Origin of the sequence: Pseudomonas taiwanensis (genome assembly GCF_013393345.1) — a bacterium.
In the GTDB taxonomy this organism is placed as follows: Bacteria; Pseudomonadota; Gammaproteobacteria; order Pseudomonadales; family Pseudomonadaceae; genus Metapseudomonas; species Metapseudomonas resinovorans_C.
On record NZ_QJRF01000049.1, the window covers coordinates 111540 to 124696 of the forward strand.

Genomic DNA, 13157 nt, shown 5'->3' on the forward strand with positions numbered 1-13157 from the left:
CTGCAACGGGGCGAGAGCATCGTTCACCGTGCCGGCCACTTCATCCGGCGGCGAAATGGGCGTGCATTCTGGCGCGCGATTGCCCAGCTTTCACTCCACCCCAACCAGGAGTAATGTAGCGCCTATTACACACGATGTTAGATACGCTACATGAACAATTGGCTTTGTCTTGTGCTTACCCTCCCCACTGCCAATGCCACTGCGCGCATGCGTGCCTGGCGCGCGCTGAAGGGCTCTGGAGCAGCCGTGCTGCGGGACGGGGTGTACCTGCTTCCTGACAGCGACAACTGCCGCACAACGCTCGCCGCCATCGAGCGAGACATCCTTTCCATGAATGGCAGCGCTTATCTGCTCCCCATCCAGGACATGCAGGGCGAACGTTTCATTCCGCTATTCGATCGCAGCGAGGACTACGCGAGCCTGCGCGCCGAGATCGATGCCTGCCGCAACCAATTGGCGTCCGAGAACGCCCTGAGCGTCACCAGGCAAATCCGCAAGCTGCGCAAGGCCTTCGTCCAGCTTGAAAACATCGATTTCTTCCCGGGTCCGGCCCGACAACATGCGGACGCAGCTCTGCAAGACCTGGAAATCGCCGTCAGTCGCGCCCTGTCAGAAGACGAACCCTCCAGCCACGACCAGCCGATCCCCCTGCGTAGCCTTCGGGACTACCAGGGCCGTAGCTGGGCAACCCGCAAGCGCCCATGGGTCGACCGCCTGGCCAGTGCCTGGTTGATTCGCCGCTTCATCGATCCCGACGCGCGCATCCTCTGGCTCGACTCGCCCCATGATTGCCCAGCGGATGCGCTCGGTTTCGATTTCGACGGTGCCACCTTCAGCCACGTGGGCAACCGCGTCACCTTCGAGACCTTGCAAGCCAGCTTCGAGCTGAACGCACCGTCCCTGGCAAAAGTCGCCGCGCTGGTGCACTACCTGGATGTGGGCGGTGTTCAGCCAGCTGAGGCGGCGGGCATCGAGCGGCTTCTGGCGGGCCTGAGGGAAAGCATTGCCGATGATGATCAGCTCCTGGCGGCCGCCAGCGCCGTCTTCGATGGCCTGCTGACGGCTTTTGCGAACGAAGGAAAAGACAATGAGTGAGACCACCCTGCGTTCCACCGACCAATCGCAACCCGGCACCCGCCCCGTGGGCCTGTTCGAGGCCTTCCTGTTCTGGCTGAAACTTGGCTTCATCAGCTTCGGCGGGCCTGCCGGGCAGATTTCGATCATGCATCAGGAACTGGTGGAGCGTCGGCGCTGGATCAGCGAGCGGCGCTTCCTCCACGCCCTGAACTACTGCATGTTGCTGCCCGGCCCCGAAGCCCAGCAGCTCGCGACCTACATCGGCTGGCTGATGCACCGGACCTGGGGAGGTGTCATTGCCGGCGCACTGTTCGTCCTGCCGTCGCTGTTCATCCTGATCGCGCTGTCCTGGGTTTACATCGCTTTTGGTGAAGTGCCGGTGGTTGCCGGACTGTTTTACGGCATCAAACCGGCAGTCACTGCCATCGTGGTCCAAGCCGCCCACCGCATCGGCTCGCGCGCCCTGAAGAACAATTGGTTGTGGGGTATCGCCGCCGCCTCGTTCATCGCCATCTTCGCGCTGAATGTCCCGTTCCCCCTGATCGTGCTGGGGGCTGCCCTGATCGGTTACATCGGTGGTCGTCTCGTCCCGGACAAGTTCGCTCTCGGTGGAGGCCATGGCGCGGCGAAGACCACCTACGGCCCGGCGCTGATCGATGACGACACGCCGACACCCGAACATGCACGCTTTCGCTGGTCACGCCTGTTGCTCTTGATAGCCGTTGGCGCCCTGCTGTGGCTGCTGCCCATGGGGTTGCTGACAGCCACCTTCGGTTGGCACGGCACACTCACCCAGATGGGTTGGTTCTTCACCAAGGCGGCGCTGCTGACCTTCGGCGGTGCCTATGCGGTGTTGCCCTACGTGTATCAAGGCGCGGTGGGCCACTACGGCTGGTTGACCCCGACGCAGATGATCGACGGCCTGGCCCTGGGGGAAACCACGCCGGGGCCGCTGATCATGGTCGTCGCCTTCGTGGGTTTCGTCGGCGGCTATGTGCATCCGATGTTCGGCGCCGAGCAGGCTTTCCTCGCCGGAGCCGTGGCCGCCACCCTGGTCACCTGGTTCACCTTCCTGCCGTCGTTCCTGTTCATTCTTGCTGGCGGCCCCCTGGTGGAATCCACCCATGGCGAGCTGAAGTTCACCGCCCCGCTTACCGGCATCACCGCTGCGGTGGTGGGGGTGATCCTCAACCTGGCGCTGTTCTTCGGCTACCACGTGCTCTGGCCGCAGGGCTTCGACGGCCATTTCGAATGGCCCTCGGCGCTGATCGCCGTGGCAGCGGCGATTGCCCTGTTCCGCTACAAGCGGGGCGTTATCCAGGTGCTGCTGGCCTGCGCCCTGGTCGGGCTGGCGGTGCATTTGCTGCGTACCTGAGAGGTGTGCGATGAGCCGAATCACGAGTTGTGAATTGATGGAGTGGCAAGCGGCAGGACGCACCTTCACGCTGCTGGATGTGCGCCGCGAAGCTGCGCGTGCAGCTGACGCGGCGGCTATTCCTGATGCGCGCTGGCTCAATCCGGAGTCGGTACTTACCTGGAAGGATTCGGTGCCACGGGACAGGCCCGTGGTGCTCTATTGCGCCCATGGCCACGAAATCAGCCAGGGGATTGCCGCCACCCTCGAAGCCATGGGTCTCGACGCGCGCTACCTGATCGATGGCTTTTCCGGCTGGCATGACACCGGCCGGCCGACTCGGAGCCTTTAGACGCAGGCGCGCCATGAAGTGGGCTCCCCGTGAACGCCCAATGATCGTGGCCGGTTACCCCCCCACACACAGATCAAGCACTCAACCCCATCCAGCCATGGATGCCGACATAGATGCCCACACCGATGATCAGCAGACTGGACAGATAGGGCGCGCGACGCGCCACGGCTCCCAGCCAGGGCCAGCGGTTGGAGGCCTGCCGGGCACCGATGGCCGCAGCAGCGCCCACGCTGACCAGAGTCAGGGCCAGGCCAATGCTGAAACACAACACCAGCACGGCGCCGAGGGTGACTTCCTTCACCTGCAGGCAGAGCAGCAGCACGGTGATCGCAGCCGGACAGGGAATCAGCCCTCCTGTCAGGCCAAACAGAATGATCTGCCCCGTCGTCACGCTCCGATTGGCGAAGCGCTTGCGGATATCGTTGGCATGGGCGCGCTCGTGGGCATCCTGGTAGCCCTCCAGCGACAGCTCCAGTCGTTCAGGTCCGGCATGACTGTGGCCATGCCCGTGTTCCTGGAAGTCGAGATCGTAATCGTGGGAGTGGTTGCCATGGCCCAGACTCAGCCGCACGCTGAACTCGTGCGGCTCGGGAATCTCGTCCACGGATTCCAGGTAACCGTCCCGATCCGCGAACGCAAAACGCCGCTTGCGTCCATCCGCACGGGTGGTCTGTAAGTTCACCTCACCGGCCGCCCAGGGATGACCACTGAGCACATTCAACCGCCAGCGCGGCGGCACCCCATTCTCGAAAATCGACAGTTCGACTTGCCCATGACCAGTGTCGATGCGCCGGCTTTCGTCATGGTCGTGGTCATCGTGATGCTCGAAGCGCCACATCTGTTCGCCACGCCATGTCCGCCAAAGCATCCACAGCGCAATGGCCACGATGATCACCGCAGACGCCAGCTGGAAATACGGCTCGGTGGTCTCGGCATCGAGATTCTGGCCCAGGTACATGCCGCCCAGGGCAACCAGCCAGACCACGGCGGTGTGCGAAACGGTCGCGGCCAACCCCAACAGGATCGCCTGCTTCACCGTGCCACGTACCGCCACGATGAAGGCCGCCATCATCGTCTTCGAATGGCCGGGCTCCAGGCCATGCAAAGCCCCCAGGAGGATGGCGCTCGGGAAATAGAACCAGGCGTGGGCCGGCCCCTGTTGCAGTATTTCGGCGAAGCTGGACATGGCAGGTCAGAGGTACTTGGTGATCTGTTTGAATTCTTCCAGCGGAGCACGTTCACCACTGGTGAGCGCCCCCACGGTGTGTTTCAGGCAATGGTCGATATGGTCCTGGATCAGCGTGCGCTTGGCCTGGCAGACGGCCTTCTCGACCGCATGCAATTGCTGAGCGATATCCACGCAGGCGCGACCGTCCTCGATCATGGTGACGATGCTGCGCAGGTGGCCTTCCGCCCGCTTCAACCTTTTGACGATTTCGCCATGACTTTGGTGCTGATGACCGTGTTCGTGCTTGCTCATCGCAAGCCCCCTGCAACGATAGTGACCGCCGCATCCTATCCCCCTGGGGGGATATGGCAAACATACCCAACAGTCATTCTTCGGGGTTGGCAAAGCGGAAATACTTGGCAGCGCGGTCAGAACACAGGTGGTAGTCGCGCTGCCCTTGGCCATGCTCAGATGCTGCGTATGGCCATTCGCACGACGACGTGGGGCCAGAGGGGCTTCTACTCTTCGATATCGTGGTTGTTCGTGCGGAAGCCACCATGACGGCCTGGAAGTTGGCACCTACCAACTCAGCCCCCGCACCTCTCGACCTGCACCAGCACGTCATAGAACGTGGCGCCATTGCCCATGTCGGTGACACGCTGACTGGTGACTTCGTTGGCGTTCTTGCCATCCTCGGCGAGCTTCTTCCACCAGATCGACAATCCAACCACCACGCCCGGACGCGCGCGATCGCTCACCCGTGCCTTGGCGGTGAATGCGCCACGGTCGTTGTAGATGCGCACCCGGGCGCCGTCCTCGATACCGCGCTCCGCAGCATCGGCCGGATGGATGTCCAGATGGGGCTCGCCTTCGGTGCTGCGCAGGCTCTGCACGTTGACGAAGGTGCTGTTCATGAAGTTGCGCGCCGGTGGCGAAATCATCGCGAGCGGGAATCTTTTCGCCAGCTCAGGGTTGCTCGCCGCCGATTCGTACGGCGCGATGTAAGTCGGCACCGGGTCCAGGCCAGCGGCCTGCATGCGTGCAGAAAAGAACTCGCATTTGCCGGAGGGGGTGGGAAAACCGCCGTGGGCGAAGGGCGCATTCGCCACGTTCATCTTCTGCCAGCCGACGAGCTTGAGCGTTTGCCAATCGAAATGCTGGGCGCGCACGTCCTGCGTCTTGAATGCCTGTGCGGCGATTTCGTCATCGCTTTCCCTGAAGCAGGGATCGTCGAAACCCATGCGGGCGGCGAGCAGGCGGAATATTTCCGAGTTGGGTTTAGCTTCGCCGAGCGGCGCGATCGCCGCATTGTTCGCCAGCATGTAGTTGTGGCCGTACGCCATGTGTATGTCGACATGCTCCAGCTGCGTCGTGGCGGGCAGGAGTATGTCCGCGTAGTCCGCGGTATCGGTCTGGAAATGCTCCAGCACCACGGTGAACAGGTCGTCGCGTGCAAAACCCTCCGCAACCTTTGGCGACTCTGGCGCCACAGCGACCGGATTCGAGTTGTACACGATCAGTGCCTCGACCTTTGGGCCGAACTCGGCTGAAGCCTCGCGCAACAGGTCATCGCCGATGGTGCTCATGTTGAGGGTGCGCGGCCGGCCGCCGGTGCGCAGGTCCGAGCGCTGCAAGGCCCGGTGGTTGACCGGGAACGCGTCCGCTGAAGCCAGCAGGACGCCCCCCGCCGCTTGCCGCCAGGCGCCCACCAGCGCCGGCAGGCAGGCAATGTTGCGCACGGCCATACCGCCGCCGCGCACACGCTGCAGGCCGTAGTTGAGGCGAATCGCTACGGCATTACCGCGCTTGGCGGTCTCGCCGTACTCGCGCGCCAGTTGCAGTACCTCGTCCGCAGTGATGCCGCAGGTCTGCGCAGTGCGCTCCGGTGTCCAGGCGCGCACACGCTCCTGCAAGTGCTCGAAGCCCAGCGTGTGCTGTGCGATGTAGTCGTCATCCAGCAGATTTTCCGCGACCAGGACGTGCATCAGGCCGAGCGCAAGCGCGGCATCGGTGCCCGGCAGCAGGGCGATGTGCTCATGGCACTTTTCCGCGGTTAGGGAGCGGTACGGGTCGATCGCGATCAGCCTGGCGCCCCGCCGTTTGGCCTGCTGAACGCGGGTCCAGAAATGCAGGTTGGACGCAACCGGGTTGCCACCCCAGATCAGGATCAGTTTCGAGTGCTCGAACTGTTCGACGTCAGTACCCATCTGGGCACCGACGGTGTACTGGTAGCCCACGCTACCCGCCGCGCTACAGATCGTACGGTCCAGGTAGGACGCGCCGATCTTGTGGAAGAACCGCCCGGACATCGCATCGCCCTGCACCAGGCCCATGGTGCCGGCATAGCTGTACGGCAGGATCGCTTGCGGGGCGCGCGCGGCGATGTCCTTCAAGCGTGTGGCGATGGTCTCCAGCGCCTCGTCCCAACTGATGCGTGCGAACTTGCCTTCGCCCTTCCTCCCAATCCGCTTCATCGGGTAGAGCAGCCGATCCGCGTGATAGGTGCGCTGGAGGTAGCGCGCCACCTTGGTACACAACGCTCCAGCGGTGGTCGGATGGTCAGGATCGCCGCGCACGTCGGTCGCGACCCCGTCTTGCACGGTCACCAGCATCGCGCAGGTATCGGGGCAGTCATGGGGGCACGCCGCGCGAACGATGGACGCAGTCATTGGACGACCTCGGCGAGTACGGTGCTCGGATAGTGCTGGTGTTCCGCATTCATGAGTTCCCGAGCCCCCTTCGACGTAGTTGCGCGCGTCATGGTCGATGAGGCCGCGCGCATGAGATGTGGTCAGCAGGCCGGGCGTGCGGTCACCACGCCAAGGTGCCGGCCAGCAATCAGTGTGGGAGGGAAAGCATGGCGTGAAACCCACCCTTTCAGAGTGGGCGCCTGACGTCGAAATCACTACGGGGGGGAGAGAATCAGTAAAGGCTGTCGAGGGCGCCTTACGAAGTGCGCACCTCAACAGCCCATGGCGGCTCAGGCCACCTGCGCGATTGCCGAACGGAAGAACGCTTCTGCCGGGTCCAGGGCCAGCTCGATTCGCTCCAGCAACGCACTGTCAGTGAGTTGATGATCAGTGAACGCTTCGGGGGTGGCATACAGGCCATAGGGCAAGGTGTGGGCCTGGAAGAAAGCGAACAACGGGCGCAGTTGGTGATCGATCATCAGCGCGTGGCGCTCACCCCCGCCGGTGGCAGCCAGGAGCACCGGCGTCCCCTTCAGCGACTGGTAATCGACAAGGTCGAACAGGTGCTTGAACAGCCCGGTGTAGGAAGCCCGGTAAACGGGGCTGCCGGCGATGATCAGGTCAGCGTTCTCGATGGCCTCTAGATGCGGCAGCAGCTCGGGCGATGCAGTGTCCCGCTCCAGCGAGCCGACCAGCGTCGGCGACAGATCGGAAATCCGCACCCAATGCAGCGTCACTGGAAACCGGGCCTGCAGGTGTTCCACCAGGGCCTGCAACAGGGAGTGGGTGCGGGATGGATTGCGGAGGCTGCCGGAAACCACCACGACATTGATTGCCTGACTCATTTTCGACCTCTGGCCACGGTTGGCGGCCATCAGGCAACAGCCTTCTCGGCCACCTTGCGCGCTTCCAGCTCGCGTACGAGTGGCAGCACCTTCTCGCCGAAGTAGGCGACTTCTTCCTGGAAGTGCAGGAAACCGGACAGAATCAGGTCCACGCCTACCGACTTGAGCGCCACGATACGCTCGGCAATCTGCTGCGGGGTGCCGATCAGATTGGTCTTGAAGCCGTCGTTGTATTGCACCAGGTCCTCGAAGGTGGACTTGGCCCAGTTGCCTTCGCGCTCCGGGCTGGCGGCGCCGGCGTTCTTCACCTCGGCACCAAACGCGTTGACTGCCTCCGGGTTGGCCTTGGCGATGATCTCGTGAAGCACTGCGCGGGCTTCTTTCTCAGTGTCGCGGGCAATGACGAAGGCGTTCACCCCGATCTTCACCGAGTGCCCGTTGGCACTGGCCTTGGCACGGATGTCGTCCACCTGCGCCTTGATCCCTTCCACCGTGTTGCCATTGGTGAAGTACCAGTCGGAAACGCGCGAGGCCATGTCGCGTGCAGCGCGCGAGCTACCGCCCTGGAAGATCTCCGGGTGCGGCTGCTGCAGCGGCTTGGGTTTCAGGCTGTAGTCGCGGAAGCGGTAGAAGTCGCCATTGAAGGTGAAGTTGTCCTGGGTCCAGATGCCCGTCAGCGCACGAATGAATTCCTCGGACCGGCGATAGCGCTCGTCATGCTCCAGCCAGGGCTCGCCAATGGCATGGAACTCTCCCTTGAACCAGCCGGAGACCACATTGACGGCGATGCGACCACCGGTGATCTGGTCGATGGTAGCCAGCTGCTTGGCCGCCAGGGCCGGGTTCCACGGGCCAGGCAGGATCGCCGCGATCACTTTGAGCTTCTCAGTCGCAGCCAGCAGCGCGTGGCTGATGGTCACCGACTCGTGCTGGAACTCGGCGCCATAGCCGGCGGTGAAACGGATCTGCGACAGCGCATATTCGAAGCCCGCCTGCTCGGCGATCTGGGCCAACTTGCGGTTGTAGTCGATGTCCCAGCTGGTGCGCTGCTCGATATTGCTGACGACGAGGCCGCCGCTGACGTTGGGTACCCAGTAGGCAAACTTGATCGCTGGTTCGCTCATAGCTGTCTCCGCATGTGGCAGAAGAGAAGAAACCGGTGCCTCTTTTGTGCACCCCTCAGCCAGATAGGGCAGCAATCGTGCCACTCGATAAAAACCTTTATGAATCATGCAGATAGACTGAAAAACCGGCTTTCCCCTCCTGCCTGCTCCTCAACAGGCTGCTGAAGAACTGTTGACCTGCGAACAGTTGGCCGGCGCTCGCGATGTCCGTCGGCGAACAGCATTCGCGCGACCTGCGGGAGCGGGTCCTGCTATAACCCGTCGCCAGGGGGCGGCTCCCCTTGGCTGCAAACCACGGAGAAACGATGGCACTGCCTCCACTTCACAGCATCAGGGTTTTCGAGTCTGTCGCCCGCCTGGGCAACATGGCGGCCGCAGCGGTCGAGCTGCACGTCACTACCGGGGCGGTAAGCCAGCAGATCAAGGCGTTACAGGGCAGTCTGGGCGTCGAGCTGTTCGAGAAGCGCGGCCGACACCTGGTGCTCACCGACACCGGGCGTGCATTGCAGCAGCGCGTGGCCGGGGCTCTCGGCGAGATCAACGAGGCCGTGCAGGCGGTGCAAAACAGCGCGAAACAGGCACCCGAGGAAATCGAGCTGACGCTGTCCCTCCCGCCCGTTGAGGGCGTCACCTGGCTGGCCACGCCGCTGTTCCGCTTCATGGAGGAAAGCCGCGCCGTCAAACTGAAGGTGATCAAGGCGACCCAATTCAACCAGGTGGACTGGCGCAAGGCCGATGTGGCGGTGATCTACGGCACGCCGCCCTGGCCGGGCTTCTGGTGGCGGCTGCTGCACGGCATTCGCATGATCCCCGTCTGCAGCCCGCAGTTCCTCCGTGGTTCCCTTGCCATTCGCAACGCCGAGGACCTCGCGCGACACCGGCTGCTGCACGAAGACAATGGTGCCCAGTGGCAGCATTGGCTGGCCGAGGCGGGATACTCGGGGACGGTGGCTTCGGACGTTTATTTCGAAGACTTCGGCATGGTGCTGCAGGCGGCGAGGGACGGTTTCGGCGTCGCCCTCAGCGACGAGATCGTGTCGGCCAGGGACCTGGATGAGGGCCGACTCGTGCAGCCCCTGTCACTCTCGGTCCCGGCCGTTCACAACTACTACTGCGTATGCACCGAGGGCAAACGGGAACGCCCCGAGGTCATGGCCTTCATCGACTGGCTGATGTCGACGACCCAGTGAAAATCCAATGGCGGGAGCCTGCTGGTTCCGGCCTCGGCGGGCTCAATAGCCGTAGTGTCGCCCATCGGTGAACTGGATGTCGGTGAGGATGCTGATGTCCTTCACCACCTTGTAGAGCTGCGAATCCCGGATCAGCTCGGGGTCGGTGAACGTCTCCCCCTGGGCCTGGCCAGCCTGGATCGCCAACATCTTCTCGCGGATCTTGAGCACGTCTTCGTACGCCATGGTGGGTACCCGGTTTGGGTCTTCGTCCGCGTGGGCGCCGTAGACGCGAGTGTCCTTGTCGATCAGTGCCAGGGTTGCCGACAGGGAAGCGATGTAGTCGCCGAGGTTCCCGGCCAGCAGCCAGGATGGGTAGAGATGGTCGCCGGCCAGGAGGATGTTGTTCGCCTCGTCGTAGAGCGCTACTTCATCCTGGGTGTGCCCCGGCGTGCTCACCAGCCTCACCTTGTAGCCACCCAGGTCGATCTCCTCGCCGGGTTTGACCAGGCGGGAGACCTTGAAGGGCGGCAAGGTGAGGTGGTCGATATTGCCGAGATGGACCGGTTCCGGCACATGGTAGAGCCCATCGTCCTCTTTGAAGTTGCGAATGAAGGCCAGGTCCGGCAGGTAGATGCTGTCGAAGTTGTGCAGGCCGCCCAGGTGATCGAAGTGCAGGTGCGAGGGCAGTACCGATAGCGGCTTGTCGGTAACCGTCCGCACGAGCTCGGTAATGTTTGCCTTCTGGTTGGCACCAGCGTCGAACATCAGAGCCCTGTCCGAACCCACCAGGAGGTAGGAATAGTTCTTCTGGTAATAGTGCGGCTCGCCAATGGCGTAGAGATGGTCGGAAATCTTCGTCAGCACGAAGCTGCCCTCCCCTCGGCCAGCCTCTTCGGCGGCGTCCGCCGCGAATGTGAATCCCATCAGGGCGAATGTTGCCAAAGCCAGGGAGCTGGCGATTTTCATCATGAGCGCAGACCTCTTGTTATTGAATGCGGAGAACCTTGTGCAGCACTGAACTGCCCGCATATCTCAAGGGGTCAACGGCTCGTCGACAATGGATTTGATTTGAAGTGCTGCCGTTTAGTTGGCCTTAAGTGTCGAGAACGTGCAGGGAAAACGCTCGCTTGCTCCTACAGACGTTGTCGAAGGTCTTGCCGGTCTCGACGAACTGGCCGTCCGCGTAGTTGCGTAGCGATGCCAGGCTCCTGGGCAGGCCAAAGCGCAGGGCTTGTGTCATGTCGCTTCTCTCCACGAAAACGGTCCGATGCCTTGCAGCCCAGGCAGGACGGGGACTGTGGGGTTTCAACCCACGGCAGTGCCCATGCGGCTGCGCACCAGGTCGGACCGGCCGTGCTGCACCAGCAGGATGCTGCAGGCCGCCACGATGGCCGGGATCGCGATCGCCGTGAAGTTGCTGGCAAGCGGCAGGTCCATGTTCACGATCATGCCGATCACGATGGGTGCCAGGATCGCACCGACCCGGCCCACTCCGAGCATCATGCCGACGCCCGTCGAGCGCGCCGTCATGGGATAGAACTGGCTGCAGTAGGCGCATGTCATGGTCTGCGTTCCGATCGTGCAGGCACCCGCGATCGCCACCACCAGGAACAGCGCGGGCGTGGGCAGCCTGTGGCCCATCAGCGTGATCGCCACCGCGGCCATCACGAACATCAGGAAGGTCACCAGCTTGATGTGCATGCGGTCGGCCACCCAGCCCGCGCACACGGCGCCCACGGTGGCGCCCACATTGAGCACCAGCACGAAGGTGAGCGCCGACCCCAGGCTGTAGCCCGCCTGCGCCATGAGCTTGGTCAGCCACGAGTTGAGCGCATACACCATGAACAGCGCCATGAAGCAGGTCAGCCAGAACATCAGCGTGCTGAAGGCTCGCCCCTGCAAGAACAGCTCGCCGAAGGCCGACTGCCGGCCAGCACCCTCCTCCACGGCTCCCGCGGACCCTGCCGCCGCACCCGACAGCACGAACCGGTCGTCGGCCCGGGGCACATAGCCGGGGCTCATGCGGGTGAGCACGCGCTTGAGCTGTTCGGTCTGCCCCTTGCGCAGCATGAAGCCCAGCGACTCGGGCATCTGCAACCAGATCAGCGGAAGCAGCACGACGGGTGCGGCAGCCGCAAGGAACACCGTCTGCCAGCCGTAGGTTTCAATCAGCCCCTTGCCGAGGATGGCCGCCAGCATGCCCCCCACCGAGTAGCCGCTGAACGTAAGCGTGATCAGCGTGCTGCGCATGCGCAGAGGCGAATAGTCGGTCATCTGCGCGATCACGTTCGGCATCACGCCGCCGATGCCCAGGCCCGCAATGAAACGCATCATGCTGAACGAGAGGGGATCACGCATCAGCCCCGCCAGCGCCGTGAACAGGCTGAAGATCGCGATACACAGGCACATCACCAGCCGGCGGCCGTAGCGATCCGACAGGCCGCCGAACATGACGTTGCCAAACATCATGCCGAACAGGGCGGAGCTGGCCATGAAACCGGCCTGCGTGGCATCGATCCCCATGTCCTTCATGATCGACGGCAGGGCAATGCCCACCACGGCAAGGTCGTAGCCATCGAACACGATGGCCAGTGCGCACCAGATCAGGACGATCCAGTGAAGGCGGGTGAACGGCGCCTCGTCCGAGGCGCGCTGCAGGTCGATCTGTCGCATGTCTGTCTCCTTGGATTCCCGCGCGCTGCGCAAGGCGGTCCGATGAGGAGACTGTATTCAGCGGGGCGCCAACCTGGATAATGAATTCGAGGCGCGCTGTTATAAACCGCAGGAATACAAACACCGTGTTGTCATTCCTGGGCGGATGCTTCGCGCAGCGCACGACGCCCTCACCAAGCGCGCCGACCTGGTCTGGGGCGAGTACCGCTTCGGCCTCTCCCCCACCCCTCTCCCGCAAGCGGGCGAGGGGTGACTCGCGCCGGCAAGGTACAGACCGTCCTTAGCAGCCAGCGGCCTGCAATATGGCAAACGGGATGGGGCGACGACAGGAGGTCGAGCGTACTCGTTCAAGCACCGAAGACAGGCCGGAAGAACGTGCGCTCGTAGCTGAGGATGCAGCGCGTGACCTCGGCGTACTTGAAGGCAGCGATGCAGTCCGCGTCTTTCATCGAGTCCTGCCGGTACTGCTCGTAGGCCGCCAGGCTCGGGAAGGAAAACATCGCCAAGGCGACATTGTTTGCGCCCTCGGACGGCAGGAAGTAGCCGTGGTGCTGGCCGCCGAACTTCTCCACGAGCGGAATCCAGAGCTTCCCGTAGTGTTCGAACTCCGCCAGTTTGTAGGGATCGAGGATGTAACGAAGGTAGCAAGTAATCATTCGGTCTCTCGTTCAAGTGGTGCGATCTGGATATGGGCTTTTTCGC

At 63.0% G+C, this 13157-nt stretch carries 13 protein-coding genes; 4 read left to right on the plus strand and 9 right to left on the minus strand.

Annotation, left to right across the window (positions count from 1 at the left end; genetic code table 11):
• The first annotated feature begins 150 nt into the window (after positions 1 to 150).
• From DM872_RS10775 to DM872_RS10785, 3 genes are read left to right on the plus strand one after another with little or no spacing between them, the layout of a single operon-like run.
• Positions 151 to 1095, plus strand: a complete 945-nt coding sequence (locus DM872_RS10775; protein ID WP_179059484.1) for a chromate resistance protein ChrB domain-containing protein — start codon at positions 151 to 153, stop codon at positions 1093 to 1095.
• Complete coding sequence (gene chrA / locus DM872_RS10780; RefSeq protein WP_179059485.1) at positions 1088 to 2452, plus strand: chromate efflux transporter; 1365 nt, start codon at positions 1088 to 1090, stop codon at positions 2450 to 2452. The genes DM872_RS10775 and chrA overlap by 8 nt, the downstream gene beginning before the upstream one ends.
• 10 nt (positions 2453 to 2462) lie before the next feature.
• Positions 2463 to 2783, plus strand: coding sequence for a rhodanese-like domain-containing protein (locus DM872_RS10785; protein ID WP_179059486.1), 321 nt, complete (start codon positions 2463 to 2465; stop codon positions 2781 to 2783).
• A gap of 73 nt (positions 2784 to 2856) precedes the next feature.
• Here DM872_RS10785 and DM872_RS10790 read toward each other — a convergent pair whose 3' ends face one another.
• From DM872_RS10790 to sfnG, 5 genes are all read right to left on the minus strand, one after another.
• Positions 2857 to 3969: a nickel/cobalt efflux protein RcnA gene (locus DM872_RS10790; RefSeq protein WP_179059487.1), complete on the minus strand. Its 1113-nt coding sequence runs from the start codon at positions 3967 to 3969 to the stop codon at positions 2857 to 2859.
• Between the two features lie 6 nt (positions 3970 to 3975).
• On the minus strand, positions 3976 to 4263 hold the full coding sequence (locus tag DM872_RS10795; RefSeq protein WP_179059488.1) for a metal-sensing transcriptional repressor: 288 nt from the start codon (positions 4261 to 4263) through the stop codon (positions 3976 to 3978).
• A gap of 275 nt (positions 4264 to 4538) precedes the next feature.
• The gene (locus tag DM872_RS10800; RefSeq protein ID WP_179059489.1) at positions 4539 to 6620 is read right to left on the minus strand and encodes a molybdopterin-containing oxidoreductase family protein; all 2082 of its coding nucleotides are present in this window, start codon (positions 6618 to 6620) and stop codon (positions 4539 to 4541) included.
• Between the two features lie 311 nt (positions 6621 to 6931).
• Positions 6932 to 7486 carry an FMN reductase gene (gene msuE, locus DM872_RS10805; RefSeq protein WP_179059490.1) on the minus strand — a complete coding sequence of 185 codons (555 nt, stop codon included), beginning with the start codon at positions 7484 to 7486 and terminating at the stop codon, positions 6932 to 6934.
• Positions 7487 to 7515: 29 nt separating this feature from the next.
• Positions 7516 to 8610 carry a dimethylsulfone monooxygenase SfnG gene (sfnG, locus tag DM872_RS10810; protein WP_179059491.1) on the minus strand — a complete coding sequence of 365 codons (1095 nt, stop codon included), beginning with the start codon at positions 8608 to 8610 and terminating at the stop codon, positions 7516 to 7518.
• A 305-nt stretch (positions 8611 to 8915) separates the two neighbouring features.
• Between sfnG and DM872_RS10815 the strand changes: the two genes are divergently transcribed.
• Positions 8916 to 9800 (plus strand): LysR substrate-binding domain-containing protein, encoded by an 885-nt coding sequence (locus DM872_RS10815; RefSeq protein WP_179059492.1) that lies wholly within the window; start codon positions 8916 to 8918, stop codon positions 9798 to 9800.
• A gap of 42 nt (positions 9801 to 9842) precedes the next feature.
• Here DM872_RS10815 and DM872_RS10820 read toward each other — a convergent pair whose 3' ends face one another.
• The 4 genes from DM872_RS10820 to DM872_RS10835 form a co-directional block, all read right to left on the minus strand.
• Positions 9843 to 10751 carry an MBL fold metallo-hydrolase gene (locus tag DM872_RS10820; protein ID WP_179059493.1) on the minus strand — a complete coding sequence of 303 codons (909 nt, stop codon included), beginning with the start codon at positions 10749 to 10751 and terminating at the stop codon, positions 9843 to 9845.
• Positions 10752 to 10875: 124 nt separating this feature from the next.
• Positions 10876 to 11022, minus strand: coding sequence for a hypothetical protein (locus tag DM872_RS10825; RefSeq protein ID WP_179059494.1), 147 nt, complete (start codon positions 11020 to 11022; stop codon positions 10876 to 10878).
• A 65-nt stretch (positions 11023 to 11087) separates the two neighbouring features.
• Positions 11088 to 12455: an MFS transporter gene (locus tag DM872_RS10830; RefSeq protein ID WP_179059495.1), complete on the minus strand. Its 1368-nt coding sequence runs from the start codon at positions 12453 to 12455 to the stop codon at positions 11088 to 11090.
• A 347-nt stretch (positions 12456 to 12802) separates the two neighbouring features.
• On the minus strand, positions 12803 to 13111 hold the full coding sequence (locus DM872_RS10835; protein ID WP_179059496.1) for an NIPSNAP family protein: 309 nt from the start codon (positions 13109 to 13111) through the stop codon (positions 12803 to 12805).
• Positions 13112 to 13157: the final 46 nt, after the last annotated feature.

Excerpts from the sequence above, each read along its gene's own strand:
- DM872_RS10775 (WP_179059484.1), top strand. The coding sequence starts at position 151 with ATGAACAATTGGCTTTGTCTTGTGCTTACCCTCCCCACTGCCAATGCC.
- chrA (WP_179059485.1), top strand. The coding sequence starts at position 1,088 with ATGAGTGAGACCACCCTGCGTTCCACCGACCAATCGCAACCCGGCACC.
- DM872_RS10785 (WP_179059486.1), top strand. The coding sequence starts at position 2,463 with ATGAGCCGAATCACGAGTTGTGAATTGATGGAGTGGCAAGCGGCAGGA.
- DM872_RS10790 (WP_179059487.1), bottom strand. The coding sequence starts at position 3,969 with ATGTCCAGCTTCGCCGAAATACTGCAACAGGGGCCGGCCCACGCCTGG.
- DM872_RS10795 (WP_179059488.1), bottom strand. The coding sequence starts at position 4,263 with ATGAGCAAGCACGAACACGGTCATCAGCACCAAAGTCATGGCGAAATC.
- DM872_RS10800 (WP_179059489.1), bottom strand. The coding sequence starts at position 6,620 with ATGACTGCGTCCATCGTTCGCGCGGCGTGCCCCCATGACTGCCCCGAT.
- msuE (WP_179059490.1), bottom strand. The coding sequence starts at position 7,486 with ATGAGTCAGGCAATCAATGTCGTGGTGGTTTCCGGCAGCCTCCGCAAT.
- sfnG (WP_179059491.1), bottom strand. The coding sequence starts at position 8,610 with ATGAGCGAACCAGCGATCAAGTTTGCCTACTGGGTACCCAACGTCAGC.
- DM872_RS10815 (WP_179059492.1), top strand. The coding sequence starts at position 8,916 with ATGGCACTGCCTCCACTTCACAGCATCAGGGTTTTCGAGTCTGTCGCC.
- DM872_RS10820 (WP_179059493.1), bottom strand. The coding sequence starts at position 10,751 with ATGATGAAAATCGCCAGCTCCCTGGCTTTGGCAACATTCGCCCTGATG.
- DM872_RS10825 (WP_179059494.1), bottom strand. The coding sequence starts at position 11,022 with ATGACACAAGCCCTGCGCTTTGGCCTGCCCAGGAGCCTGGCATCGCTA.
- DM872_RS10830 (WP_179059495.1), bottom strand. The coding sequence starts at position 12,455 with ATGCGACAGATCGACCTGCAGCGCGCCTCGGACGAGGCGCCGTTCACC.
- DM872_RS10835 (WP_179059496.1), bottom strand. The coding sequence starts at position 13,111 with ATGATTACTTGCTACCTTCGTTACATCCTCGATCCCTACAAACTGGCG.